This is a genomic window from Stieleria sedimenti, assembly GCF_025060895.1.
GTDB lineage: Bacteria > Planctomycetota > Planctomycetia > Pirellulales > Pirellulaceae > Stieleria > Stieleria sedimenti.
Window position 1 is genome coordinate 1 of record NZ_JANZKV010000327.1, and the last position, 25,090, is coordinate 25,090.

Here is a 25,090-nt window from a genome sequence, read left to right on the forward strand (position 1 = left end):
CATTGTTAGCGGTAGGGTGCGTGACCCGAATGGCACGGGCATAAGTGTTGGTGTGCAGGCTTTAGCCCAATACCGCTAAGTTAACATGAATGAGGGGGCCCGGACGCTGGCGCGAACCGGCTGATGTCAAACGAATATCAGCCGTTTGGCGCGAGCCTACGGGCCCTCATCTGAAGAAACGACGCTTAACTTAGCGGTATTGGGCTTTAGCCGCCCACTGTCGCTGCGTCGCAGCGACCGGGAATCGCCTAAAGGCTAAACACCAACGGTTGCTGAATCCCTTGTTACGATTGCCCGTGCCATAGGTACCTGCCCCCTTTCTCGCTCGACCGAAGCAACCCGTCAATTTAAGATTGACAAGGCACTATTTGCCGTGGAATGTTTTCATTTCGCTGACCAACCGAGCGACCACCTCGGGATGCTGCCCGGCGATGTCATGCTGCTCACCGAGATCGGCCTCTAAATCAAATAACAACGGTGTGTCGTACGTGGTCATTGGACGTCGGCGACGTGTCACCGGGTCGGTGGGCAGGCTGCTTGCGACGTGAATTTTGTAGCGGCCGGAACGAAACGCGTTTTGATGATAGGCCCATGTCTGTCGCGCGCTCGGCTTACCCGCGAGCAGGGTGGGACTGAGATCGGTCGAGATATAACCGGGCTTGTCAGAGGGTTCGCTGCCGCCGGTAAGTGACGCGAACGTCGCGTACAGGTCCAAGTTCGCGCCGATGCCATCGATCGTGGCCGGCTTGATCGTTCCGGGCCAATGGAAAATCGTCGGAACCCGCTGGCCGCCCTCCCAAGTCGTCGCTTTCTCGCCACGCAACGGTCCGGCCGTGCCGCCGTGCGGGCCGAAACACGACCAGGGGCCGTTGTCGCTGGTAAAGACGATCAGTGTTTCCTTCTCGATCCCCAATCGACGAACCGTCTCGACGACTTGACCCACTGACCAATCGATTTCTTCGACCACATCGCCGAACCGGCCCCCGGCACTTCGGTTCTGAAATTCGGGTGACGCAAAGATCGGCGCGTGCGGCATGTTGTGGGCCAGATACAGAAAGAAGCGATTGTCTTTCTGTTGCTCGATCCATTTCACCGCTTCTTCGGTGTAACGGCGTGTGAGCAATTCCTGGTTGACCGGAAACTCGACCACCTCGCGGCCACGAATCAGCGGGACCGGAAACGAGAATTTATCGCAATTGTCGAACACCTCACGCGTTTGCTTTTTGCCCGGCGGGGGCGGCACGTCGTTGCTGCCCGGGGTGCCATAGTGATAATCGAAACCACATTCCAAGGGATGCATCGGGTCGACGGTAAAGTCTTTGGGGTAACCTGCCAGGTGCCATTTGCCAAGAATGGCCGTCGCATAAGCTTGCCGTTTGAGCATCGCCGGCATCAAGGCGCCGCGATCGTCCTTCAGTCCGTTCGTCTGGCGAGGAATGAACACGGGATGTCGTCCGCTCATCAGCCCTTTTCGGCTCGGCACACAGGTTGAACCGGAAGAATAAAAGTTCGTCCAACGCTGGCCTTCGGCGGCAAGTCGATCGAGATGTGGTGTCTTGTGCTGGGTGTTTCCATAGCACGCCAGATCACCGTAGCCCATGTCGTCGACGAAGATCAAAACGACATTGGGTGCCGATGGGGCGGCGTGCAAAGCTGATGAAAACAACGCGGTCACGGACAACAGCATCAAACTCAGCAGGGCAAATCGATCGTTCATGGTTGCGGCAGAAATGGGTGGGGAAGAAAAACGCTTGCGGAAAGGAGAATGAACGCGGCGGGGGGGCAGCCATCGTAGCCCATTGCCACCAGCGGTGCACGATTCGTTCGGTCGCAACCATCGCTAGCGGTTCGCCAACAGACGCAACAACTCGTTGGCCGCGGCCGAGGCGAACGCGTTGTCGTTGATTTCACACTCGATTCGAACGACCGGCTTGCGGGTCTTGCCAATCGCTTCAAACAGGGCTGCATCGGCAGCGGGGTCGTGAAACGGCTGCCCTGGGGCGCTGATCACGCTGATCGCCTTGGTCGGGATCATCACGGTCACGTTGTCGCCATAGCGGTCCACCTGTTCGGCGAGGGTGCGTCCCAGTCGCGCCGATTCCTCCGCAGTCGTTCGGACCAAAGTGTTGTCGGGATTGTGTTCGTAGATCAGTCGCGACCGGTAGTGGTCCGGGACGGTACTGCGGGGTCCGAAGTTGGCCATGTCCAAACATCCCGGGGCGATGACGGTCGGCAATCCCGCTGTTCCCGCAGCTTCCAGCCGGTTCGGTCCGGCAGACATGATGCCACCCAGCAATTCATCGGCCAGCTCGGTCGTCGTGATGTCCAGCACGCCCGCAACCATCCCGCTGGCGATCAGATCTTCCATGGCCCGTCCACCGATACCGGTCGCATGAAACACCAACACCTCGTAGCCGGCATTTTCAAGAATCGGTTTTGCAATCTCGATGCACTTGGTGGTGTTGCCGAACATGCTGGCGACGATGATCGGATTCGCCGCGTCCGACTCGACTTCCGCTTGGACCATGCCGCAGATCGCGCCCACCGCGCGAGTGAACACGAGTTGCGAAATGCGGTTCAGCCCCGCGACATCAACGACGCTGGGCATCATCACAATGTCTTTGGTGCCGATGTAAGCAGACGTGTCTCCGCTGGCGACGGTCGAGACCATCAGCTTGGGGAAGCCGATCGGTAAGGCACGCATTGCGGCAGTCGCGATCGACGTGCCGCCGCCTCCGCCAAGCGAGAGGACGGCGTCGATCCGCCCTGCCGCCGCCAAGCTCGGCAACAACGCCGCCGCAGCGCGCCCCATCAACGCCACACAAGCACCCCGGTCGCCGGCGATCGGTTTCAAGTCCGCGTCGATGCTCGCCAGCAACTCGTCGCGTGTGACATCGGGTGTGATGCGAGGCGGCTTGCCCGTCCCCACGTCGATGGTCAAAACGGCGAAACCTTGGTCACGAATTTTCTGGGCAACAAACCCCAACTCGTCGCCTTTGGTGTCATACGTCCCGAGTACCGCAATCGTCTTCATCGCGAACGCACCGGAATCTGCTTGAATTCACGCGTCAGTTTCAACAACGATTGCTCAAAGGCCATGCGTTCCAAGCTGCTCGCGCCGACGAAGCCGACCGTATCGGTGTGTTGGTTGATGTAAGCGGCGTCTTCGGGTCCACAAATCGGACCACCATGAGAAAGCAAGAAGATGTCGTCACGCACACTTTTTGCGGCATCACAAACCTCTTGCGTGCGTTCGGCAGCGTCTTCGATCGTACAACTGGCATCGGTGACGCCGATGCTGCCTCCGATCGTCGTTCCGACGTGGGCAATGATTGCGTCGGCCCCCGCCTTGGCCATCGCCTCGGACTCTTCGGCCGTGGCGACATAAACGATGCTGAACAGGTCCATTTGGCGAGCCAAAGCGACCATTTCGACCTCATGGGAAAAGCTCATCCCGGTTTCCTCCAACACCTGCCGAAAGTTACCGTCGACGATGGCGTGGGTCGGAAAGTTGTTGACGCCTGAAAAGCCCATCTCTTTGACTTTGCCCAACCAATGCCACATCCGCCGTCGTGGGTCGGAGGCATGGACACCACAGATGACCGGTGTTTCTTTGACGATCGGCAGCACTTCGTACTCGCCGATCTCCATCGCCACGGCGTTGGCGTCACTGTAGGCCATCAAGCCGGCGGTGCTGCCATGACCGGCCATTCGGAAACGGCCGGAGTTGTAAATGATGATCAGATCCGCGCCGCCCTGCTCAAGAAACTTGGCGCTGATGCCGATGCCGGCGCCCGCGGCGAGAATCGATTCGCCCCGGTCAAGGGTCGCACGCAATCGTGCCACCACCTCTTCGCGTGTGTACGGGTTTCCTGTTCCAGTCCACGGGTTTGGCATTGCACAAGCTCTTTCAATAGGGCGCCGAAATTCATCAGGTTGACCAGGTCCGATAGGATAACGCAAACGAATCCGTTCATCGCAAGCGATGGCGCGTCGCACCTGCGTGTGTCATGGTATTGCGTGTCCGAACCGCAAGCCTCGTCTGTTTCTGCGAGCCGACGGTGCCTTAACGCTCGTCGTAGATGTTCATCGGAAAATCGGGCTCGAACGTGCGGTCATTGATGAACGCGAGCTCGAGCCGTCTGACGATTTCCGGATGCGACTTGGCCAGATCATTGGTTTCAGCCGGGTCGTCTGCGAGGTTGTAGAGTTCCCAATCGGCCGCTTGTTTTTGGTTGATGTTGCGGCGAATGGCTTTCCAATCTCCGTCCCGCACCGCAACGATTCCGCCATATCCGTTGAAATTCCAAATCAAGGGTTTGGTGCGTTGCGTTTCGTTTCCCTGAATCAAACCGACCAAGCTGACGCCGTCGAGAATTTGTTGCTCGGGCAGCTTGCCGCCGGCGATCTCGGCCAACGTGGGAAACCAGTCCGGGAAGTACGACGGGAAATCATTTTCACTGCCTGGGGCAACCTGACCGGGCCAGCGGACCAGGCATGGGATGCGAATGCCACCCTCGTAGCAGCTTCCTTTGTAACCCTTCAATCCGCCGTTGGAATGGAAGAACGTGCAGGCCGCTCCACCGACATGAAATTCGGGATTGCGGCTGCCGTGTGTCGGACCGTTGTCGGAAGTGAAAATCACGACCGTGTTTTCGGTCAATCCGTGTTTGTCCAATTGATCCAAAATGGTCCCAACGTGTTCATCCAGATCGGAGATCATCGCAGCGTATGCGGCCCTCGGTCGCGGGTGTGGCAGGTAACCGTTCTCGCCTCGATAGGGTCCGTGTTGGTCGTCCCACTCCGTCGGATACTTGTCGATCCATTCTTGGGGTGGTTGCATGGCGACGTGCGGTTCGACGAACGGGCAATAGAGGAAGAACGGATTGTCTTTATTCTTGTCCAGAAACTTGACCGCCTCCTGCAGGATCAAATCCGGTGCATACGTTTCCGCCCGATAGTCATCCGCGACCACTTCTCCGTCCGGTTTGCGGTCGTGGCCGGGGATCGGGTACTTGTTGATCAGAACTTCTTTTTCGTCGTCGTCTAAGAACGGAGGAAAATAGCTGTGTGCGTTGCGTTGGCAGTTGTAACCGAAGTAGCGATCAAAACCCTGTTTGATCGGTGAACCGGTGGTATTGGACGGCCCCAGCCCCCATTTGCCGAAGGCGCCGGTCGCATAGCCGGCCTCCTGCAACACTTCGGCGATCGTGACGATCTGTTCAGTGATCGGAAATTGACCGGGATAGATTCGCCCGTTGCCGGAATCACGGTTGGTTCGGATCTCGGCATGCCCCAAATGCTGGCCGGTCATCAGGGTGCAACGCGCCGGAGCACAGACCGGCGCGCCGGTGTAGTGTTGCAGGAACCGCATCCCGTCTTTCGCGAGCCGGTCGATGTTGGGTGTGCGAATCTTTTCTTGGCCGTAGCATCCGAGTTCACCATAGCCGAGATCATCCGCCAAGATAAAAACAATGTTGGGGGTTTTGGCCAGGCCAACTCGCGGGATACCGACAGTCAGGACAGTGGCGGTGATTAACAGGAATAAAAGACGCATAGTGGGCATTTCCAGGGCGTTGCACAGCAGGGACGGTACGGATCGGCGGGACCCAAAACCAAGTTGCGGATTTGGACCGGTCGCATCCGAAGCAGTGTAACGGATCCACGGCGTGAATTGCCCTGGGGCATCTCTTCAACCGTCAAGATCGTCCGATGATATCACGGCCATTGCGTCGGCGAATGAGTTCTCGAACGTGCCCCGGGCATCATCATTCATGCAAGCTAGAGTTCCCTCGGTCACCTCTTGTCTCGACAGTGCAAAATCATGCCCAACGTTGCATCACCTTCAACCACAAACTCCGGAGCTTCCGGGGCACATCCTCCCGCAGTGCCATCAGCAGAGAAACCGAAACACAAACTGCCGGTCACTCCAACGGTCGACGATGACCGCTACGAACCTCGTTTTCAAGTGATCGGCGGCCAAGATGTTCGCGACATCCAATGTCGGCTTTTGGTTCATGCTCCGCTGGGAGGCGACGATCAAATTCCCTGCCAGATTGTGGATCTGAACTCCAGCGGTTGCGCGATTCGCTATCGGCAAACCCGGTCGCTGTTCAAATCAACGACGTTGGAAATTCGCAATCTCGCGGCACACGACACCTTGCAAATGCTCGCCCGGGTTTGCTGGTCTCGTCAATCCGGACTCGATCAATACGCCAGCGGTTTGTATTTTCGCCGTTCGCTCCCCGATGACTTCATTTCCGCTGGCATCCACGCCGGCCAACTCAGTCGCCGAACGGCACGACGCGAATCGGTCGACGTCGCGGTCACCATCCGGCAGTGCCAACCCCAAAACCGCAGCAAGGGTCGAATCGTTTCGACCAGCCGCAGCGGACTACAAATCATCGGCTCGGAGGAATGTGTGATCGGCACACGACTGATGCTGCAACTCGCTGATGGCAACGCCGTCGTCGGTACAAGCGTTTGGAGTTCGCGGCGAGGGTCGCAGTACGCCTCCGGGATTGCGTTCACGCACGCCGGCACCGGGCGTCAGTTCCACAACGCCGTCCTTCAGCTTTCATAGGCCATCCGGCAAAGTGGCGTAAGCTTCCAGCTTGCGGTCTCGTTTCACTCGTGAAACGCAAGCTGAAAGCTTACGCCACTGCTAATCCTTGACAACGTCCTACTCGCCGCGGTTGATGATCTCGCCCATCAGATAACAGCGAAAACTGGCGATGAGCTGTTGGACCGCGTCGTTCAATTCGCGTCGACGACGATCGCGGTTTCGGATCGGCTTGAGTTCCAGGTGGACTTTCGTGCTGCAACCCGGTGTCGCGTTTTCGGTCAGCAGTTCGTCTTTTTGCGCTTCGCTGAGCGTCAGCACCGCATGGAAGGAGATCTTGTGGTCGATCCGGCGGCGGCCGCCCGGACTGGATCCCGAGACGACTTTCAAGGAAAGCTGGTTTTCGGCGACATTGACGATCTCGGCATGGTGATCGGCGATAAAGCCACGCAGTTTCTCGATCACCAGATCGGCCGGGACGGGCGTCAAGATGTCAACCTTGGTCGCAACCGCATCGTCACTGCCGATCAACCACTCGAACCAGCCGACGCGGTGCGCGGGCTCAGCGACTTCTGACATTTTGCCCAACCCCAGCTGAACGACTCGATTGCGGCCGTTGTCTTTCGCCTTCAGCAAGGCTCGGTCGGCTCGTGCCAACACGGTTTCCGCGCTGTCGCCGGATTGATATTCGGTGACGCCGAAGCTGGCCGTGATGCACTCACCGCCGAGGGCTTCGATGGGCGTCGATTCGAGTGTCTGGCGAAGGACTTCGGCGCGTTTGGCGCCCGTGGCGTTGTCACACGCGTTGGCTAGCAGCAGAAACTCTTCACCGCCGTAACGCGCCACCAGATCCCCTTCGCGACTCTGCGACCGCAGTACGTTGGCAAAGACCTTGAGTGCCTCGTCACCGGCCGGGTGGCCAAACGTGTCATTGATTCGTTTGAAATGGTCCAGGTCACAGATCACCAGCGCGAACGTTGGTCCGCCGGCGGCAGTGGCGGCGACCAGTTCTTCCAGCGTGGTGTCGAAATGGGCACGGTTGGCGACCCGCGTGAGTCCGTCCAGTCGCGTTTGTTGGTGCAGCGTATCCAATCGACGTTCCAAATGTTCGCGATCGGACAGGTCGTGAACCACAATCACGGTACCGTGTGATCCGGGGCGTTCGCCGTGCACGGGAGCGACTTCAACGTGCACCGAGACGGGATCGGTTCCGACGGCTTCGATGATCATCGCCCGTCGCACAGATTCACCCGTTCGAAAACACTCCTGCAACGGACAAATCGTTTCGTCATCGCGGTCACGGTCGGTGTCACGCATCCGTAGTGCCGCGGCTGACCATTGTTTTCCGATGATCGCTTCGGCGGGAAGATCGGTCAGTCGCTCCATGGCGACGTTCCACTGAGAGACGTTTCCTTCTCCGTCGGTAAACGCGACGCCGTCTTTGAGTGTCGACAACAGGCGTTGATTGAAAAGCGTTTCGCGTCGGACGACTTCCTTGGTTCGATGGGACTTGCCGACAGCGGGGTTTGCAGTCCCGGTCCAGAACGCCTGAGAATCTTCGGGACGCAATTGCTGGAGCCAGCGGTGGACCATCGATCCTTGCAGAATTTCCGGCCGGGATTCGAGCAGGCGGCTGAAATCGAGGACCAAATCTGGATCGAACTGCGTTCCGCTACCGCGAACGAGTTCGGCAATCGCACGGTCACGGCTCATCGCCGGCCGGTACACATGCTCGGTCGTCATCGCGTCAAAGGCGTCGGCGATCGCCAGCATCCGCGCGCCCAACGGCAGCGCCTCGCCCTGCGGTGTTTCGCCGTCGCGTCGACTGTCGTACCAGAGGTTGCAGTAGCGAACGATGTCCAACAGATCAGGGTCCGTCGTGCAGCCTTGCAGAATATCGCATCCGAGATCAGGACAAGTGTCCATCACAAGCTGCTCGTCGACCGTCAGTTTCCCAGGCTTACGCAAAATGCGATCGGGGATCCCGATCTTGCCGACGTCGTGCAGCAGCGCCCCGACTTCGATTCGATCGCGGACGTCGTGATCCAGCCCCATTTGCTCGGCCCAACTGCTGCAAAACAACGCCACCCTCAGTCCGTGTGCGGCGGTCGCCGGATGTTTAGTCCGCAGCGCGTAGAACAACGAGGTCGCGATCCCCAATCGGACGACGGCCAAACGGTTCTCGGCGTCTTTCTCTGGACGTTCCGCAGGGGATTCGCTGACGGCCTCCGACGCGATCTGCAATTTCGCCAGCAGATTCGTGACACAATTCGCCGCTCCCCGGGCAACCATCGACGAATTCGGCACGCCTCCCGCGGCGGGAACGTCAGCGTTGAAGGTACTCGTTTGGGGCTCGATGGGTGTCGGAGAATGAGTCATTTGGCTCAGATGCGGAGGAGTGACGACGAGAATACCGGCTACTAGCAACCATAGGTCACGTCGGCCGACCGGGGCGTCGAAAAGAGCGTGATTCTCCCTTGTCGCCTGACTGGTAGAACCGGAATGAAAGGCGCGACGCGTGCCCCCCGTGATGGCGGAGGTTTCGTTTCAAAGCTTGCGATTTGCTGTCACCCCACCTACCATAAAGGGGTCTGCTGGGCGAAGGGTGTCGCCGAAAAGAAGGCAGCAAGCACCGGCTAATGTGAAGCTTCTCTTTTGGTATCGGCACCGTGAGTCTCTCTGACATCGATCGAATCCTGCTACAACGCTGCATCGACGGAGCGCCGCGCGCCTGGCAGGATTTCGTGGAACGCTTTCTCGGATTGGTGATCCACGTCGCCAATCACACCGCCGAATCACGCGGCCTGACGCTCGACGAATCGACCCGAGACGACTTGGTCGCCGAAGTCTTTTTGGTCCTGTTGGCTTCGGATCGTGGGGTCTTGCGACGATTTCGCCGTGACAGTTCCCTGGCAACCTACCTGACCGTGATCGCGCGTCGGGTGATCGCCCGAAGGTTGCATCAGGATGGTTTTCGAACCCGGTTGTCCGTCACCGGTGCCGAACCGGCAACGACCGAGCCGACCGAACGGATCGAGAATCGCGAAGAAGTCGAACGTTTGATGAGCCGGCTTGATCCCGAGGAATCGAGTGTGGTCCGGATGTACCATCTGGAAGGGATGTCCTACCAAGAGATCAGTCAGGCGATCGGGCTGTCCGAGAACTCGATCGGGCCGATGCTCAGTCGAGCGCGACAAAAAATGCGCGAGGGTGCTTGAGGGTTGATGAACACGTCAAAGGAAAATGCTCTGTCGCCTTGCGCTCGACGGAGTTTTATCAAGGACAGCGGGCTGATGATCGCCGGAGGCGCCATCGGGGGCGCCGTCGCGGTCGGAAAAGCGGTTCAGGGTGGCGGCACTGCCCCGATCAAAATCGCGATCATCGGTTGCGGTCGCCGGGCCCGTGAACTCGCCGACGCCGTCTGGGCCATCGACGACGAAGCGGTGCAACTGGTCGGGCTGGCGGATTACTTTCATTCGCAAACGCAGTCGATGTACCGCAGCTTGAAAGGACGCTACGCCGGCCGGATCGCAGCAAATTGTGTTCGATCCGGCGGCGAAGATTGTCTCAGTCCGATCCTGGAATCGGACGCCGACATCGTCTACGTGACCACACCGCCGGTGGATCGTCCCAGCGGTTTTCAGCGGATCGTCGAAGCGGGCAAGCACGTCTTTCTGGAAAAGCCGCTCGCCGCAGACGCCGCCGGCGTGCTGCAGACGATCGACACCGCCGAACAGGCCAACGCCGCAGGGCTGACCGTGCACGTCGGTTTTCAACGCCGTTACGACAATCGTTACCAAGACGTGATCCAACGCGTACGGAACGGCGCCATTGGAACGCCCATCTTTGCCAGAGCGTTTTGCAATGCCGGATCCTTGCGGCCACCGGCTCGCGCCGGAAACGAATCGGACGCTGATTTCCAACGACGAAACTGGAATCATTTCCAATGGACCGGAGGCGATTTCTTGGTCGAGCAGCACGTCGCGGGATTGGACGTGATCCGCTGGGCACTCGATCAAGCCCCCCTCGTCGCGCAAGGTCAGGGCGGTTGGGGGATCTTCGACACGGCCGAACATCAATCGCTGCCATCCGATCGTTCGGGCGAAGTGTTTGATCATCACACCGTTGAATTTGAATTCACATCCGGCGCAGTGCTGATGTCGCAATGTCGCCGAGTTGCAAAATCGTGGAACAACACCAGCGAACACGTCCACGGCACGTTGGGACGAGCCGACTTATCCGCCGGCAAGATCTATTCCCTCGATGGCAACCTCGTCTGGCAGTCGGATCGACCCTCGTCACTCAAAGCGGCCACGGTCGAACAACAGCGAGCCTTTCTCCGTTCGATTCGCCGCGGCGCGGCGGAGAACCAAGTGGAATCTGCCGCCGCCAGCACGCTGATGGCGATGCTCGGACACCAGGCCACCCGCACCGGCAAACGGATCCAGATGGTTAAGTGGATCAACGAAGCCAAGTACCGCATGGGGCAAGCCGCGAACGCCTGAAGCGACTCGTTCTGGCGGCATTAGTCATTCACGGCAGCCAACGACACAGCCCGTACAGCGCCCCGCTGACACGAACGAGGCTACGGTTGGCCTGCCGAATCATCGTTGGACTTGCGTCTGATCGTGACCGACACCACCTCCGGCAGCACCGACTCGATCTCCAACGACTCGGGAATGTTCTTCAGGTGAGCTTCAGTTCGCCAATAATCTCTTAACCGCCCCCCTTCTCGCTCGGTGTCCAACGAGACCGTCGCGGTCGTCGCGTCAAGCAGCGCGAACGCGGATTCGGTACCCGAGAGCGTCACTTCCGCATAAGTCGGTTTCGGCTCTTCGATTTCCCAACCATCACGCAGGTTTCGAAATTCCACCGGCACGACAAGCGTACGTTGGATCATCTCAGTCTCGAAGGCAAACATCAGCCACAGCAGCAACGCCCCGGCCACGGATAGAACCGGGACCGACACACGACGAAGCCAACCGGGGCGAGCCATGTTGGCCGACTCCGCGCCCTGGAACGACCTGATCAACAACGGCACAAGACTTTCCGCTTCGACGCGTTGCAGTTCTCCGTCCTTGGCAACGCTAATCGTTCCACGCTCTTCGGACACGACCAAGATCGTCGCGTCGGAGACTTCCGCCAACCCGACGGCAGCCGCATGTCGAGTGCCCCCTTCGGACAGCTTCGCCGCCTGTTGCGTTAATGGAAGATGCACACCAAGCCGACTAATACGCTCGCGTTGGATAATGATCGCGCCATCGTGCCCCGGCGACTTGGGATGAAAAATGCTCAACAACAATGGCTGACTCGCTTTCGCATCAACGTCCACGCCACCACGAAGATGACGTTCCAATGGTTGACGACCTGGTAGAACGATCAGCGCCCCGACGCGATGGTCAGCCATTTGACAAACCGCTTCAGCCACGATCTCTGCCAGACCAAACGATTGCCGATCACTCGGGGCATCGGGTCGCCAAAGGCCAGGCGACCACGTCCACGAAGTCAGTCGCTCGAATCCGTGCCGGATATCCTGTTGAAAGACGATCATCAATGCCAACAGAATGGCGACCGAGCCGTAGTGAAAGACCATCGTCACCAGATAAAGGTCTAACCACCGCGCAAGCAAGAAGATCATGGCGATCGCAGTGACGACCACGCCCAGCGATCGAGACGCACGATCCCTCAACCACAGCAGTATCAGACAGAGCAGCACGGCAATGATGGCGACGTCCAACAGATCAGTCAGTGAAAAAGTCTGCCAAGCGTCGCGTACGATCTTCATGAGCTCGCCTCATCCAAGGTCCAACCGAAACGAAACACAAACACTACCGCCAACAGTGTCCCGCAAACGCAGGAGTGTCGTGAATGGATCAGCCAGTTCCTTCGCGGCCAACTCAGCGCAAAAGCTCTGCGTCAAAAAGCTGAATCGACATGCAATTCCTATGCCGCAAGAAACATTTACTCTCTGCATTGAATGCTACATTGCGTAGCCTACCACGTGTGTCGGCATCAAAGGTATCGACGCTTTGGAGCCGGCCGGTTCACACATGGACTCGGTCCGTACATCAGAAGCGAGCACACTGGTCGGTTTTCGCGCATCGGAATCAGCCTTCCTCTGCGATCGACGAAACGCCGATTTAGCGCGTCACCCTCCCAGACGTATCATCGACTTCATTTTCATTGCTGAGCGAAGCAGTGAGCCGCGTCACGTAAGCGGTCAAAGCATCATTCTGCCCCGTTTCATCCTGGCACTTCATCTCATTCCCTCATTCCGCCCTCGAAAACACGTTCGCAACGAGCGGACGATGGCGCTCTGCTACGTCCGAACCGCGCGAATTTATGACGATCACCCCGTTGGTGATACGGTTGGAACACAAGTTGCCTGTGGCCTGTCGCTTGAATCGATGTTCCGAACTGAACACGACCATAAGTATCGATACCGTTCATTGTTCACGCCTCCCAACGGTCCACGATAACAACTCGAGAACGGAAGTCCCTGCGGATGAGCGATGATCAACGGCGAATGCTCGGCCGGCTGAAGAACGACCTGTTCACCGCGGCCGTGATCGGAGTGGTGATCGCGATCAGCGTCGGCATTTCGACCTTCGCGATGGGTCACGTGGGCGATGGAGAGGCGCGGCGTTTACTCGAATCGATTATCCCGACCAGTCGCTTGTTCTGCTCCAGCATTTTGACGGTTTCGGCCACCGTGCTGGCATTGATGTTGACCATGATCGGGCTGGGGCATAACGCCGATGCCGGTTTCTCCGACGCTCACTATCACCGGATCATCAAGATTGCACCCTACGACGCGATCCTCTTTGGTGCCGGCGCGATCGTGTTCGTCTTGCACTGTGTGCCGATTTACGAGTCGGACACCATTCCCGGTTGGTGGTATCCCACGATCTATTACGGAGTGCTCGTCACGCTCGCGATCCTGGCGGGGGCTGCCGTCGCGATCATTACGTTGCTCTACCTGGCCGTCAAAGATCTCATCGAAGTGATCGCATTGGGTAGAACGGATCACTGCTTCGCGATATCGATCTTAGACAGTGACGAACCAGACGGCGAAGCATCCGACGACGCCAATTAGCCTAGACCGCGGCCGCTGGGTCACCGCTGGAACCATCGAGCACTCGCCGAGTGACATAGCGCACAGATACATACGGCGATCGACCACGCTGGAGGATTCGAGACCAGAACCTGGCGCGAATCTGCTTGAAAATCGGTCGGCTCTTCGCAGCTGCATGCCCCTACGACAACGACGACATGCCTGGCCCGTCGTTTGCATGGAGTGTTCAACCGCAAGTTGCTCTTTTTTTTTAATGATGACCTTTCGCAGGAGGATTACCCAGCATGTTCGTCCAAGAAACTGTGTTAACTGACGGCATCGCCCAGCTGTCTTATCTACTCGGCGATACCGACAGAGGCTGCGCTGCGGCGATCGATCCGCGAACCGACGTCGAAGTTTATGAACAGCTTGCGCGCAAGCATGGCTTGTCGATCACCCACATTTTCGAAACACACATTCACGCAGACTTTGTGTCTGGAAGCCGCTCATTAGCCCAGCGCGTCGGACGCGCAAAAATCTATTTAAGCGGAGACCATGCCGACTATCAGTTTGATGGTCAGCCCGTGGTAGATGGAGATTCGTTCGACTTTGGTTCATTTCTTCTGACGGCACGCCACACGCCGGGGCACACGCCGGAGCATCTGACGTTTGAAATCGCTCAGAGCGATCACCGCGACACGCCGTGGGCAGTGTTCACCGGCGATTCATTGTTCGTGGGTTCGGCGGGTCGACCTGACTTGCTCGGGGAAGGCCAGACCGCGCAGCTGGCCGAAGCGTTGTACCACACCTTGTACGGCTATTTCTTGAAGTTGGATGACTTCGTGACGGTCTTTCCGGGCCACGGCGCCGGATCGGCATGTGGCGCCGACATCGGCGATCGCCTGCAGAGCACCATCGGATACGAGCGACGCACGAACGCATTTCTCAGTTATCCAGATCTGGAGTCGTTCTGCCAGTTTGTGGTCTCCGATGCGCCCCCGGTTCCTTGGCACTACCCGAAATTGAAGAAGGTCAATGCGGCGGGACCGGAGATCATGGATCGTTTGCCAACCATTCCTGCACTCCCGCCAGACGACTTCCGTCGCGTCGCACGCGAACCCGGCGTCCACGTCGTGGACACGCGGTCCATGTTGGCCTTCGGCGGAGGTCATGTATCTGGCGCGATCAACATCGGAGGTCGGCCAGAGTTGTCGGCTTGGGCGGGCCAAATGCTCGACCTCGACCAGCGTCTACTCTTGATCGTCGATAGCGAAGACGACCTTGATCGGATCCAGCGGCTGCTCGTCCGAACCGGGCACAGTAACTTCGCGGGCTACCTGAGCGGCGGAATGAAGGCGTGGGAGATTGCCGGACTGCCGTTGGAGACCCTGGAACAAATTCCTGTCCAGCGACTGCGTGAGCTGCAGATCAGCGACAGCGATCTGACGATTTTGGATGTTCGCGCCCCAGGCGAATGGGCGTCCGGTCACATTCCCGGATCGAAACATCACTTCGTCGCCGACATGCGCGACCGCATCAATGGCTTGGACAAAAATGCACGTTACGCCACCTATTGTGCCAGCGGATACCGGGCCAGCATTGCCGCCAGCCTGATGAAATCGCGCGGTTTCAGCGATGTCAGCAATGTTCCCGGCAGCTGGGGCGCTTGGACGGCGGCCGGGTTCCCGAGTGAACAACCCGAAGGAGCGACGGCATGATCCTGCAGACGCGATTCCTTTCAACGACAGTGCTCGCCGAAGTCAATCCGCTGGAGTACTCAGGTCCTGCGTGGTCGCCCTACTTGGTCGGAGCGTTGATCGGCGTGCTGTCCATGTTGACGTTCTATTTTTCAAATAAACCCTTGGGGGCATCGACCGCGTACGCGCGTGCGGCCGGCATGCTGGGCAATCTGGCAGCCCCACGCCACACGCAACGGCTGAAGTACTTCCAGGACAATCCGCCAAAAGTTGGCTGGGAAGTCATGCTGGTGCTCGGCGTGGTCCTCGGTGCGTTCTTAGCTGCATGGAGCGGAAACGAATGGACCAAACGTCTGTTACCACCGATGTGGCAAGACCGCTTTGGCACCGATAGCGGACTGCTTCGTGTCATCGTCGCGTTCGGCGGCGGCATACTGATGGCGTTTGGTGCACGCATGGCTGGAGGCTGCACCAGCGGCCACGGCATCAGCGGCACACTGCAACTGGCGGTCGGATCTTGGATCGCCGCCATCTGCTTTTTCATTGGCGGCATCATTACCGCGATGCTGATGTACGCCGTTTAGGCGGCCAATCTTTCCAAGGAGCCCACCTCATGTCCACCACCACTGAAAAGCCGAACGACACGGCGGCGACCGATACAGCGTCACACGACACCACCGCTCCACACGCAAAAGACGATCACGACAAGCAACCCAAGCCGCTGTCCGCGGCAGGTCGATCACTCGCGTTGGGCGTGCTCTTTGGCATTGTCTTTGGCTTCCTCTTGCAAAAAGGCGGCGTCGCAAAATTTCACGTCTTGATCGGACAACTTTTATTAGAAGACTTCACCGTGGTGAAAGTCATGTTGTCCGCTGTCGTCGTGGGCATGTTGGGAATCCACACGCTGCACCGAGCCAACATGGTGGAATACCACATCAAGCCGACTCGACTGGCATCCAATGTCATCGGCGGTCTGCTGTTCGGATGCGGATTCGCGTTGTCGGCTTATTGTCCAGGCACCGGAGCCGCCGCGCTGGGGCAGGGAAACTTTGATGCGATCGCAATGATGGTTGGGATGGTTGCCGGTTCCTACATCTTTGCCGAGGCATCGAGTTGGATCAGCCGCAACCTCGATCCAATCGGTGACAAGGGCAAGCTGACGCTGTTTGACCTTTTCCCGCAAAGCCGGACCGCCGTCACGGTTGGAAGTGCGTCGTTGCTGGTGATCGTGTTGATCGTCTTGGAGCTGACAACCATACGATAATCATAGCCCACGCGGAGCGAAGTGCTAAGCAACGAGCGGAAGACAAGTACGGATCTCTTGAAGTGGGATACGCCTCCAGGCTCGTCATTTCAGCACCGACAGGTTGGAGGCCTATCTCACTTATGTTTCGTGCGATGCTAAATTCGATTGGGCGTGAAGCTGTCGGCACCGCCGGCCAGCGGCCTGTGGGTGTAATCGGTGACCAGCCAGGAATCGTCGGGCTGTTTTTGAAACGTCAAGATCACGCGTCTCGGGACACGAACGTTTCTCATCGTACCCGACGACAGGCTGGCGGTGACGGAAGCGTCCAGATCGACGTTCGCCTCCAAGGGATAACTGCCGGTGACGAACTTGATTTGGATGTTGCGAACCGTCAGACGATGAAATTCATAGTTGGGCAATTCATTCAACGCCCGCTGACGCGTCGCGGGGTCAGCGACGTAGACCATGGCCGACTCGTGATCATTTCGTTCGACCGCTTCAGCCGTCGCATAGATGGCTTCAAGGATTTTTTCTCGATCCGTCACGATGGCGTCCGCGGCATAGAACGCTGCGGGAATCAGCAGCGCGGTGCACAAGGTGGCGATGCCCAGCCGTTTGTTTCCTGTCTGTAACCAGCCATAAAACAACCCCGCCACGACGACCCCGATCATGATCGAGATCAACAGTGGGTTTTCAGCCAAGATCGTCCACATCGCATCGGCCCTCGGCGGGTAGGGATTATCGATCGCCCGCTTTGATCAGACGAATCAAATCTTCGGTGTCCATCTTCGCCGCGCGGTCGGTTCCATCCAAGACACCGGCGACGAGTTCGCGTTTGTCGGCGTGCATCTCCAGGATCTGTTCTTCGATCGTGCCGGACGCGACCAAACGATAAACCGTCACGGGACGTTCTTGCCCGATTCGATGCGCTCGGTCGGTGGCTTGATCTTCGACGGCCGGATTCCACCAGGGGTCTAAGTGTATGACGTAATCAGCGGCGGTAAGGTTCAATCCCGTTCCGCCGGCTTTGAGCGAAATCAAGAACAACTCGCCCTCGCCCTCCTGGAACGCGTCCACGCGACGTTGCCGCTCTTTGGCCGGCGTCGCTCCGTCCAGGTATTGGTACTTGATGCCACGCTCGTCGAGCAACTCGCGAATCAGCCCGAGGTGTTTGACGAATTGGCTAAAGATCAATGCGCGGTGTTCCCCGTCGCGGAGTTCATCGACGAGCGAGTCCAGCAAGCTGAGTTTGGCGCTGCCCTTGTCCCACATCCGGTCGACCAACCGGGGGTGACAGGCCAGTTGACGCAGTTTGGTCAACCAGGCGAGCGTTCGCATCCGGTGTTCGCCCGGCTTTGCATCACCGCCGGACAATTCGGCCAGTGCCGCGATTCGCGCCTCGTCGTACAGCGCGCGTTCTTCGCCGCTGAGGTGGGCTTGGAGCGTGATTTCGGTGCGTGGCGGCAATTCTCGGAGCACCTTTTCTTTGGTGCGTCGCAGGATGAACGGACGCACCAATCGTGCCAGCGACTGACGGCGTTCGGGATCTTTGTGGCGTTCGATCGGATCGGCGAAACGGTTCCTGAATCGGTCCCACGAGCCGAGCAACCCGGGGCTGATCGTCCGCAACAGGCTCCACAATTCCCCGAGATGGTTTTCCAGCGGCGTGCCAGAAAGGGCGATCCGCCAGTCCGCTTCGAGATCGCGGATGGCGCGGGAGGTCTTGGTTTGAGCATTCTTGATGAACTGCGCTTCGTCCAAAACCAGCGTGTTCCATTGTTTGGCGGCGAAACGCTTGGCGTCACGCTGGACCAATTGATAGCTGACGATCACCAGGTCACCCGCACCGGCAGCATCGATGACTTGTTGCCGATTGCCTTCGCGATACAAGACCGGATTGAGCTGAGGGGCGAACTTCTGCGTTTCACGAACCCAGTTCTCTCCGACGCTGGTCGGCGCCACCACCAGCGTGGGACCGCCGGCGGCACGATCGACCAAAACACCGAGTGTTTGGACTGTTTTCCCCAGACCCATGTCGTCGGCCAAGATCCCGCCCACGCCCCAGCGACTCAACCGGGCCAGCCAACGATAACCGTCCAACTGGTAGTCACGGAAATCAACGTCCAGCGTGTCGGGTTTGGTCGGATGGTAGTCGGCCAACGAGTCCAGGTTTTCGATCACTTGGCTCCAGCGGGCCGAGACCTCCAAGGTCACGTCGGTGCCCAGCAATTCTTGAACGGCCGGGACCGCGGCATCGGCGACTTTTAATGTTCCGCGATCGGCGACCAGGGTATCCCCGAGCTGCTCCAGACGTTTACGAAACGCGTCACTGATCTTTGCAAATTCACGATCGCCGACGCGGACCAACGCCCGACGCTCGGTCACCGCGGTCAACAGATCTTCCAAATTGACTTCCTGTCCGGCCACGGAAATGGTTCCCGTAAGCCCGAACCAGTCTTTCGAATCGTCGATCTGAACACGGAGCGCGGACGGCGTGATCTCACCGCGGACGCGGATCGTTTCGCCTTCGGGCCAGATCATCCGAGGCGCCTCGTCACCGGCATCGTACAGCCGCGCCAACAGATCGAGCGCCTGCTCATCGCTTTGGGCGACCCATCCATACGGTTCTTCCGGCGCAAGTTGATTGATCTGGAACCGATGGATCACTTCCCCCGCCCGCTCGCGTTCGGCCTTGGTGTCACGGACCAGTCGAATGGGTCCCTGGTCGGTGATTCCCGGGACGATGGCCGGTTCTTCCCCCGGACGCATCATGTCTTGCAACCGGGAATCGAACATCGACAGACGGACGAACATGCCGGCACCACCGCGGGGCCGCAATTCCAACACCATCTCGGCTTCGATCTGTTCGAGCGGGCCGGCCAGCTGGTCCGGTAAATCGACACGGACGAGCGATCCGATTTGGCCGATCTTCATCGTCAATTGGTGTGCCGCGTCGTCGTCCACCAAGACTTCGTGCAAGTCGCTTTTGAGCAGGTAGGAAATCAGGCGGGTCGCCCGACGATCGCGCAGCGCGGCGATGATCAGCCGATTGCCGTTGGTCTCGGCGATCAGCACGACCGGTTGGGCGGGATGCAAATTGCCCAGCACCAGTTCGCATTGATTGATATCGATGTCGATCCCGGGCACCTGCAAAGCGACGCGATAGAGCGTTTTTCGTTTGGCGGGATCGGACTCGCGTTCGATCTGGGTTTCACCGGCCCGTTCTTCGTCGTCCAAGGAGTCGATTTCGACGGGCTGCAGCGCGACCGAGATTTCACCGCGTGAGACTTCGATGGGCGTCGCCGAGGCGTCGTCCCAGGCGACATTGGGATGCCCCACCAACAGATCGACCGATTGGAACAGGTTGTAATACTCGCGATTCATCTCCGAGCTGGGTTGCGACGTGAGCGCCGCGACCTGGCTGTCGACCGCCGTACCTTCGCCGTCACGTCGAAGCAGATCAAACGCGGGAGTCTGACGCCCCTTGGACCAACCCTTGGAATTCTTTTTCAACCGCTGGACGAACGGATTGATGCTGACCGGTCCATACAGTTGGTTGTTCGAAATCTTGATCCGCCATTGCACCCGCGTGGACGTGTCTTCTTCTTTCGCGTGCGCTTCGTCGGTCAGCTTCAGCAGTTGGCTGACCACGTCACGGCCGGCAGCGACGGTGTCGGTTTTCAAGTCGCTCAAGAACAGCAACACCTCTTCGCTGTTGCGTCGGGAGATCTGTTCGTGCACCCACCAGGCGACCGCCAGCGTGCAACTGCAGCGGCCCCGTCCACTCCTCCGCGATTCGGCGCGCTCGAATTCGGGACAGGCACACGTCACCGACGCACGAAGCGACAGATCCAGCGGCGACTCGATCGTGTCGCCGTCGTCCTCGTCCACGTCCGGTTCGATTTCCAAGTTCACCAGATACGGAAGTTTTCGTCCGGGACGCATCCGAAACTCAAAGCACATCTTGCCGTCGCTTTGAGAAAATTTGGGCGTCTCGACTCGCAGCATCGCCGCCCGCTTGTCCAGCGATTGATCGTGATCGTCCACCAGCCGCGAAACGGCTTCGCCCAGCAACAATCCAAACGCTGCCGGCAAATTCTCCGTGATCAATTCCATACTCAAACTAGGTTCCTTTTTGCGATCCGCCGCTGTCCAGGCCGGTGATCTCTACTGTGCGACTTTTAAAAACGTTGGCCAACCCGCTATTCTACCGCTAGGCTGCTCGGTTGCGATGCCAACCGCGGCCCGAATGCCGGTTCAGACCAAGATTCTTCAGAAACTTTCAACGAGTGGAAACGAATGCCGAAATTAACTGTCGAGGGTGTGGGTACTTTTGAAGTCGCCGAGGGAAAACGATTGGTCCAAGCACTCGTCGAAGACGCGGGGACGGATCAACTCCACGCTTGTGGGGGCATGGCCAAATGCACCACCTGCCGGGTCCAGTTCACCGACGGCGAACCCCCAAGAATGACGGAAGCGGAACGGGACACCCTCGCCGTGCGACAAATCAGCGACGAGGGCGTTCGGCTTAGCTGTCAAATCCAATGCGATCACGACATGAGTGTCAAATTGATCAGCCGTCTGGAAGGCAGCGGGCGAAAGGATCAGGGATCACCCGTTGCGGACACGATCCAGCCCGAACCGGTCTGGGTCGAGAAAGAGGGTTAATAGGTGCCCGCCGGGCGACGTTGGGTGCCGGCGAGCACTTTGATCAATCCCGCCCGAAGTTCCCGGACTTTCAACGGCAACGCCAACAGTTGCCGACGGGGACCGCGGCGGGCTTCCGAAATGATGCGTGCCTGACGTCGATCCACCAACAGAATCGCAGGGATTTCGCTGGTGTGCTCATCGCTGGCGAATTTATTGTAAGCCTCCAGCGCCAGCGACCCTAACTCCGCGGCGCTGAAAATCACACAGTCCGCCGGGGGGTCATCGCCGGGTTCGAAACGCGACAGCGCACGATTGGGGTCCTGGGTGATCAGCACACGGTACCCGCGCGACTTGAGCCGTTCGCGGATCGCATTCTGTAGGGCCGCCTTGGATTCGACCAACATCACCACGTAACCCTCGCCTTCATCGGTCGGCGCATCGTCATCGTCGTAGTGATCCCCGGCACCAGGCGTTGCCCCGTCCGCATTCGATTTGCTCGGCCCTTTCTCCAGAATGTCCATCGCCTTGCGGATCTCAGCCTGCAACGCGGCAGACGATTGAATTCTCTGCTGAGGATTGAACTCCATCATCTTGCCGAGCAGCTGGGTGACGACTCCGGGGATGTCGGGAACGTACTGGCTGATCGGCTTGATTTCTTGAAACCGCGACACATTTAGACGGGCCAGCCGGTCGCGTGTTTCGGTCAGCGCCGGCTCACCGGCCAGCATGTGATAGAGCATGTTGCCGGCGAAGAAGACGTCACTACGCGGGTCGTCCTTGCGGACTCCGGTGCCTCGCTCCAACGCGGCATAGTCAATCGCCCGAGCATTGGGGCAATCCGCGATTTCTTCGGGGTTTTTCCGATCGCTCAACGCTGCCAACCCGAAGTCCACCAATTTCGCTTTGCCGTCGGAAGAAATCAGCACGTTGGAGAGTTTTAAGTCGCGGTGCGAAATCCCCATGCTGGCCGCGTGGGCCAAGCCGGAAGCGACTTCGTGAATCAAACGCAGTGCTAATTTGGGCGGCAGCTTTCCGCGCAAACGGACGAGTTCCCGAAGTGTCTGACCTTCCACAAACTCCATCACCAAAAACGGATTCCGCGGATCAGCCACCACCTCGTGAATGCTGACGATGTTCGGATGCCGCAGCTTCAGCCCCATGCTGCCTTCGCGAAGAAACTGTTCCATCTCCTTCGGCTCGTCGCGAAATCGCTTGCGAAGCACTTTGATGGCGAACACTTCGTCGCCCTTGCTGGCACGGTAGACCCGCGCAAACGTACCGGCACCGATCAGATACAGCACCTTGTAGTCGCCGTAAAAGTACCCGATCCGGTCGCCGCGGAGGATTTTCTCGGTTTGCAGCGTCGTCACCAATCCGCGACGCTGCATCTGTTTGATCACCGAATCCAGCGTCAACTCCGTGCCGCCCAGTTCCCCCATCGCGTGATCGACTTGGCGCCGCTCGGCGAGGCCAAGGTCTCCGATTCGGCGAGCAAATTCCTCTGGGGTCGGTTGTTCCATCGTTGCAAGAGATAAGAGAGCAGATTGGCGGGTGTCGCAGATCGAAAAACCACTGATCGGACAGTCTACACCAACAAACGCCGAATCGTCTGCGTTGTCCTCCCCGTGTTCCCAAAATCGACCGCCGAGGAAACGATTCTTCCCCACAAACGAGGGGACAACGGAAAAGTTCGGGGCATTATGGACCGCCAGCGGCCGATTTAGTGAGCCGTGACGCGTGAGCGAGGGGCCAGCACAATGCCCGGCCGCTCACGCGTCGCGGCTCACAAAATCGACGGACGGCTAGCGGGCCTCACTACATCCGCTCGACGACTTCGATGCCGAGCAATTCCAAAGCTTGTTTGATCACACGGCCGGTCAGAACGACCAACGCCAGACGCGTGTTCCGGATGGCATCGGTTTCGGCGTTGAGCACGTGACACTGATCATTGAACTTTGAAAACGCTTCGGCGGTCGAATAGACATAGTCGACCAGGTGGTTCGGCCGGTAGTCTTCATAGACGTTCTGAAGCGCTTCCTGGAATTGCAGCAATTGCAATCCCAAGGCCCGTTCGGCCACATGCGTGAACGTGATGCCGGATGCCTCGATTCGCTCGACCACCTCGGCTTCGGTCACATCGTTTCGACGCAAAATGCTGGTCGTGCGGGCGAAGCTGTACTGGGCATAGGTCGACGTGTTGCCCGCCAGTGCAACCATTTTGGAGAGATTGAACTTGTAGTCGCTGGTTCGGTCGTGCGACAGATCGGCGTATTTGATCGCTCCGATGCCGACGCGTTCGGACACCAAGCGTTTCTCCTGGTCATCCATGGGAGGATCCAGTTTGACCAACCGGTCGGGATTACAGACGACCTGATAAGCGGCTTCAACTGCATCATCCAACAGGCTTTCCAAACCGATCAACGTTCCGCTCCGCGTCTTCATCGGACGGCCGTCTTCACCGAGCACGGTCCCGAAACTGACGTGCACCAATTTGGCATCGATCAGCTTCGTCGCTTCGGCAACGGCGAACAGTTTTTCAAAGTGTTCGCTTTGCCGAGCGTCAACGACATACAACACTTCGTCCGGATGAAACGTTTCCTGTCGGTAGCGGAGCGTGGCCAGATCGGTGGTGGCATAGAGGTACGCACCATCGCTCTTCTGAATGATCATCGGCGCGTCGAACTGATCCAAGAACACGCAAATCGCGCCGTCACTTTCGCTGGCCAGACCTCGCCGTTTGAGATCCTCGACAATTTCACCGAGCATCGGGTGATAAAACGACTCGCCCAAGGTGTGATCGAAGGTCACATTGAGCCGTGAGTAGATGCGGTTGATTTCATCTTTACAGTGCGGCAGGAACTGTTCCCAAAGCGCGATGTTTTCCGGGTCGTCGGCGTGCAGTTTCGAGGTTTCATCCAACACCGCCTTGCCGATGTCGCCGTGCGTTTCGGCGCGTTGTTTCATCACGGGATCCGCGTCGGTCGCCGCGATCGTCGCCCGTGCTGATTCCAAATTGGCTCGCGCCGACGCCACTTTTTTGGCCAGCGATTCGGCGGCCTTTCGTTTCTTCTTGACTTCTTTCCCCTCGGCACCCTCGGCTTCCCCTAACGCCGCCGCGTGCAGGTCCTCCAGACGTGCAAGTTCGGCCTCGTACTTGGGCACGTTCTTGATCGCCTTGTGATAGCCCATCAGCTGATGAACGATGCGATAGAGCTTGGCCAATTCCGGCACCGGATCCTGGCGAACAACCTCGGGGTCACCAAAATGTTTGTAACCGTAGATGATGATGCCGAATTGCGTGCCCCAGTCGCCGAGGTGGTTGTCGGTGATCACCTCGTGCCCGAGAAACTGAAGTGTCTTGGCCAAACAGTTTCCGATCACGGTGGTGCGAATGTGCCCCACGTGCATCGGTTTGGCGACGTTAGGCGACGAGTAGTCGATCAGGATTTTGCTGGGCGACGCGACCGGGGTAACGCCGCAGTGGTCGTCGGCGAGCATCTCCGCCAGCCGGTCCTGCAAGAAGCTGTCTTTGATCCTGAGATTGATGAAACCCGGGCCGGCGATTTCGGGCGTTTCGCAAACGTCCTCAAGCTGCAGCTGTTGGATCAATTCCGCGGCCACCTGACGGGGATTGGAATCGGCCACCAATTTTCCGATCGGCATCGCGCAATTGGCTTGGTAATCCCCGAACTTGGGGTTCCCCGCGGGCCGAATCATGGCGGCGTATTGATCCGGGTCATCGATTTGCGACGCAAAGGAACATCGCGAGAGAGCGTCAGAAAAGCGACCGGTGAACAATGAAGGGAGATGCATTGTGATTGCCAGAACGTCCGACGAGCGTGAGTCAACCGCGACCGCGGACCAAAGTGGAGGGAGGAAAG

At 58.5% G+C, this 25,090-nt stretch carries 18 protein-coding genes; 8 read left to right on the plus strand and 10 right to left on the minus strand.

The features are described 5' to 3' along the window. Positions 1-364: 364 nt before the first annotated feature. The 4 genes from NZK35_RS32350 to NZK35_RS32365 all read right to left on the minus strand — a co-directional run bounded on the left by NZK35_RS32350 (position 365) and on the right by NZK35_RS32365 (position 5,557). Positions 365-1,717 (minus strand): sulfatase family protein, encoded by a 1,353-nt coding sequence (locus NZK35_RS32350; protein ID WP_259636661.1) that lies wholly within the window; start codon positions 1,715-1,717, stop codon positions 365-367. A gap of 123 nt (positions 1,718-1,840) precedes the next feature. After that, the gene (locus tag NZK35_RS32355; RefSeq protein ID WP_259636662.1) at positions 1,841-3,034 is read right to left on the minus strand and encodes a Tm-1-like ATP-binding domain-containing protein; all 1,194 of its coding nucleotides are present in this window, start codon (positions 3,032-3,034) and stop codon (positions 1,841-1,843) included. Beyond that, positions 3,031-3,897 (minus strand): phosphoenolpyruvate hydrolase family protein, encoded by an 867-nt coding sequence (locus NZK35_RS32360; RefSeq protein ID WP_259636663.1) that lies wholly within the window; start codon positions 3,895-3,897, stop codon positions 3,031-3,033. The genes NZK35_RS32355 and NZK35_RS32360 overlap by 4 nt, the downstream gene beginning before the upstream one ends. A gap of 169 nt (positions 3,898-4,066) precedes the next feature. Then, the gene (locus tag NZK35_RS32365; protein WP_259636664.1) at positions 4,067-5,557 is read right to left on the minus strand and encodes an arylsulfatase; all 1,491 of its coding nucleotides are present in this window, start codon (positions 5,555-5,557) and stop codon (positions 4,067-4,069) included. Between the two features lie 330 nt (positions 5,558-5,887). Between NZK35_RS32365 and NZK35_RS32370 the strand changes: the two genes are divergently transcribed. After that, entirely contained in the window at positions 5,888-6,583 is a 696-nt protein-coding gene (locus tag NZK35_RS32370) for a PilZ domain-containing protein (protein WP_259636665.1), read from the plus strand. A 99-nt stretch (positions 6,584-6,682) separates the two neighbouring features. Here NZK35_RS32370 and NZK35_RS32375 read toward each other — a convergent pair whose 3' ends face one another. Continuing rightward, positions 6,683-8,941: a sensor domain-containing diguanylate cyclase/phosphohydrolase gene (locus NZK35_RS32375; protein WP_259636666.1), complete on the minus strand. Its 2,259-nt coding sequence runs from the start codon at positions 8,939-8,941 to the stop codon at positions 6,683-6,685. 290 nt (positions 8,942-9,231) lie between these two features. On the opposite strand from NZK35_RS32375, the gene NZK35_RS32380 reads away from it, so the two are divergent. After that, positions 9,232-9,780: an RNA polymerase sigma factor gene (locus NZK35_RS32380; protein WP_259636667.1), complete on the plus strand. Its 549-nt coding sequence runs from the start codon at positions 9,232-9,234 to the stop codon at positions 9,778-9,780. A gap of 6 nt (positions 9,781-9,786) precedes the next feature. Next, positions 9,787-11,067, plus strand: a complete 1,281-nt coding sequence (locus NZK35_RS32385; RefSeq protein ID WP_259636668.1) for a Gfo/Idh/MocA family protein — start codon at positions 9,787-9,789, stop codon at positions 11,065-11,067. An 80-nt stretch (positions 11,068-11,147) separates the two neighbouring features. Here the strand turns inward: NZK35_RS32385 and NZK35_RS32390 are convergent, their stop codons facing one another. Further along, complete coding sequence (locus tag NZK35_RS32390; RefSeq protein ID WP_259636669.1) at positions 11,148-12,347, minus strand: diadenylate cyclase; 1,200 nt, start codon at positions 12,345-12,347, stop codon at positions 11,148-11,150. Between the two features lie 720 nt (positions 12,348-13,067). Here NZK35_RS32390 and NZK35_RS32395 point away from each other — a divergent pair. From NZK35_RS32395 to NZK35_RS32410, 4 genes are all read left to right on the plus strand, one after another. Continuing rightward, positions 13,068-13,658, plus strand: coding sequence for a hypothetical protein (locus tag NZK35_RS32395; protein WP_259636670.1), 591 nt, complete (start codon positions 13,068-13,070; stop codon positions 13,656-13,658). A 263-nt stretch (positions 13,659-13,921) separates the two neighbouring features. Continuing rightward, complete coding sequence (locus NZK35_RS32400; RefSeq protein WP_259636671.1) at positions 13,922-15,334, plus strand: MBL fold metallo-hydrolase; 1,413 nt, start codon at positions 13,922-13,924, stop codon at positions 15,332-15,334. Then, positions 15,331-15,897 (plus strand): YeeE/YedE family protein, encoded by a 567-nt coding sequence (locus NZK35_RS32405; RefSeq protein WP_259636672.1) that lies wholly within the window; start codon positions 15,331-15,333, stop codon positions 15,895-15,897. The genes NZK35_RS32400 and NZK35_RS32405 overlap by 4 nt, the downstream gene beginning before the upstream one ends. Before the next feature lie 29 nt (positions 15,898-15,926). Further along, positions 15,927-16,577: a YeeE/YedE family protein gene (locus NZK35_RS32410; RefSeq protein WP_259636673.1), complete on the plus strand. Its 651-nt coding sequence runs from the start codon at positions 15,927-15,929 to the stop codon at positions 16,575-16,577. A 137-nt stretch (positions 16,578-16,714) separates the two neighbouring features. On the opposite strand, the gene NZK35_RS32415 is transcribed toward NZK35_RS32410, so the two are convergent. Continuing rightward, positions 16,715-17,272 (minus strand): hypothetical protein, encoded by a 558-nt coding sequence (locus tag NZK35_RS32415; RefSeq protein WP_259636674.1) that lies wholly within the window; start codon positions 17,270-17,272, stop codon positions 16,715-16,717. Positions 17,273-17,297: 25 nt separating this feature from the next. Next, the gene (locus NZK35_RS32420; RefSeq protein ID WP_259636675.1) at positions 17,298-20,675 is read right to left on the minus strand and encodes a DEAD/DEAH box helicase; all 3,378 of its coding nucleotides are present in this window, start codon (positions 20,673-20,675) and stop codon (positions 17,298-17,300) included. Positions 20,676-20,858: 183 nt separating this feature from the next. On the opposite strand from NZK35_RS32420, the gene NZK35_RS32425 reads away from it, so the two are divergent. Next, entirely contained in the window at positions 20,859-21,227 is a 369-nt protein-coding gene (locus tag NZK35_RS32425) for a 2Fe-2S iron-sulfur cluster-binding protein (RefSeq protein ID WP_259636676.1), read from the plus strand. Here the strand turns inward: NZK35_RS32425 and NZK35_RS32430 are convergent. Then, the gene (locus NZK35_RS32430) at positions 21,224-22,729 is read right to left on the minus strand and encodes a serine/threonine-protein kinase (protein ID WP_259636677.1); all 1,506 of its coding nucleotides are present in this window, start codon (positions 22,727-22,729) and stop codon (positions 21,224-21,226) included. The two genes, NZK35_RS32425 and NZK35_RS32430, sit on opposite strands and share 4 nt — an antisense overlap. Positions 22,730-23,024: 295 nt before the next feature. Further along, positions 23,025-25,022, minus strand: coding sequence for an arginine--tRNA ligase (gene argS / locus NZK35_RS32435; RefSeq protein WP_259636678.1), 1,998 nt, complete (start codon positions 25,020-25,022; stop codon positions 23,025-23,027). Positions 25,023-25,090: the final 68 nt, after the last annotated feature.

Excerpts from the sequence above, each read along its gene's own strand:
- NZK35_RS32385 (WP_259636668.1), top strand. The coding sequence starts at position 9,787 with ATGAACACGTCAAAGGAAAATGCTCTGTCGCCTTGCGCTCGACGGAGT.
- NZK35_RS32430 (WP_259636677.1), bottom strand. The coding sequence starts at position 22,729 with ATGGAACAACCGACCCCAGAGGAATTTGCTCGCCGAATCGGAGACCTT.
- NZK35_RS32420 (WP_259636675.1), bottom strand. The coding sequence starts at position 20,675 with ATGGAATTGATCACGGAGAATTTGCCGGCAGCGTTTGGATTGTTGCTG.
- NZK35_RS32375 (WP_259636666.1), bottom strand. The coding sequence starts at position 8,941 with ATGACTCATTCTCCGACACCCATCGAGCCCCAAACGAGTACCTTCAAC.
- NZK35_RS32360 (WP_259636663.1), bottom strand. The coding sequence starts at position 3,897 with ATGCCAAACCCGTGGACTGGAACAGGAAACCCGTACACACGCGAAGAG.
- NZK35_RS32365 (WP_259636664.1), bottom strand. The coding sequence starts at position 5,557 with ATGCGTCTTTTATTCCTGTTAATCACCGCCACTGTCCTGACTGTCGGT.
- NZK35_RS32425 (WP_259636676.1), top strand. The coding sequence starts at position 20,859 with ATGCCGAAATTAACTGTCGAGGGTGTGGGTACTTTTGAAGTCGCCGAG.
- NZK35_RS32350 (WP_259636661.1), bottom strand. The coding sequence starts at position 1,717 with ATGAACGATCGATTTGCCCTGCTGAGTTTGATGCTGTTGTCCGTGACC.
- argS (WP_259636678.1), bottom strand. The coding sequence starts at position 25,022 with ATGCATCTCCCTTCATTGTTCACCGGTCGCTTTTCTGACGCTCTCTCG.
- NZK35_RS32415 (WP_259636674.1), bottom strand. The coding sequence starts at position 17,272 with ATGTGGACGATCTTGGCTGAAAACCCACTGTTGATCTCGATCATGATC.
- NZK35_RS32405 (WP_259636672.1), top strand. The coding sequence starts at position 15,331 with ATGATCCTGCAGACGCGATTCCTTTCAACGACAGTGCTCGCCGAAGTC.
- NZK35_RS32355 (WP_259636662.1), bottom strand. The coding sequence starts at position 3,034 with ATGAAGACGATTGCGGTACTCGGGACGTATGACACCAAAGGCGACGAG.
- NZK35_RS32390 (WP_259636669.1), bottom strand. The coding sequence starts at position 12,347 with ATGAAGATCGTACGCGACGCTTGGCAGACTTTTTCACTGACTGATCTG.
- NZK35_RS32395 (WP_259636670.1), top strand. The coding sequence starts at position 13,068 with ATGAGCGATGATCAACGGCGAATGCTCGGCCGGCTGAAGAACGACCTG.
- NZK35_RS32410 (WP_259636673.1), top strand. The coding sequence starts at position 15,927 with ATGTCCACCACCACTGAAAAGCCGAACGACACGGCGGCGACCGATACA.
- NZK35_RS32400 (WP_259636671.1), top strand. The coding sequence starts at position 13,922 with ATGTTCGTCCAAGAAACTGTGTTAACTGACGGCATCGCCCAGCTGTCT.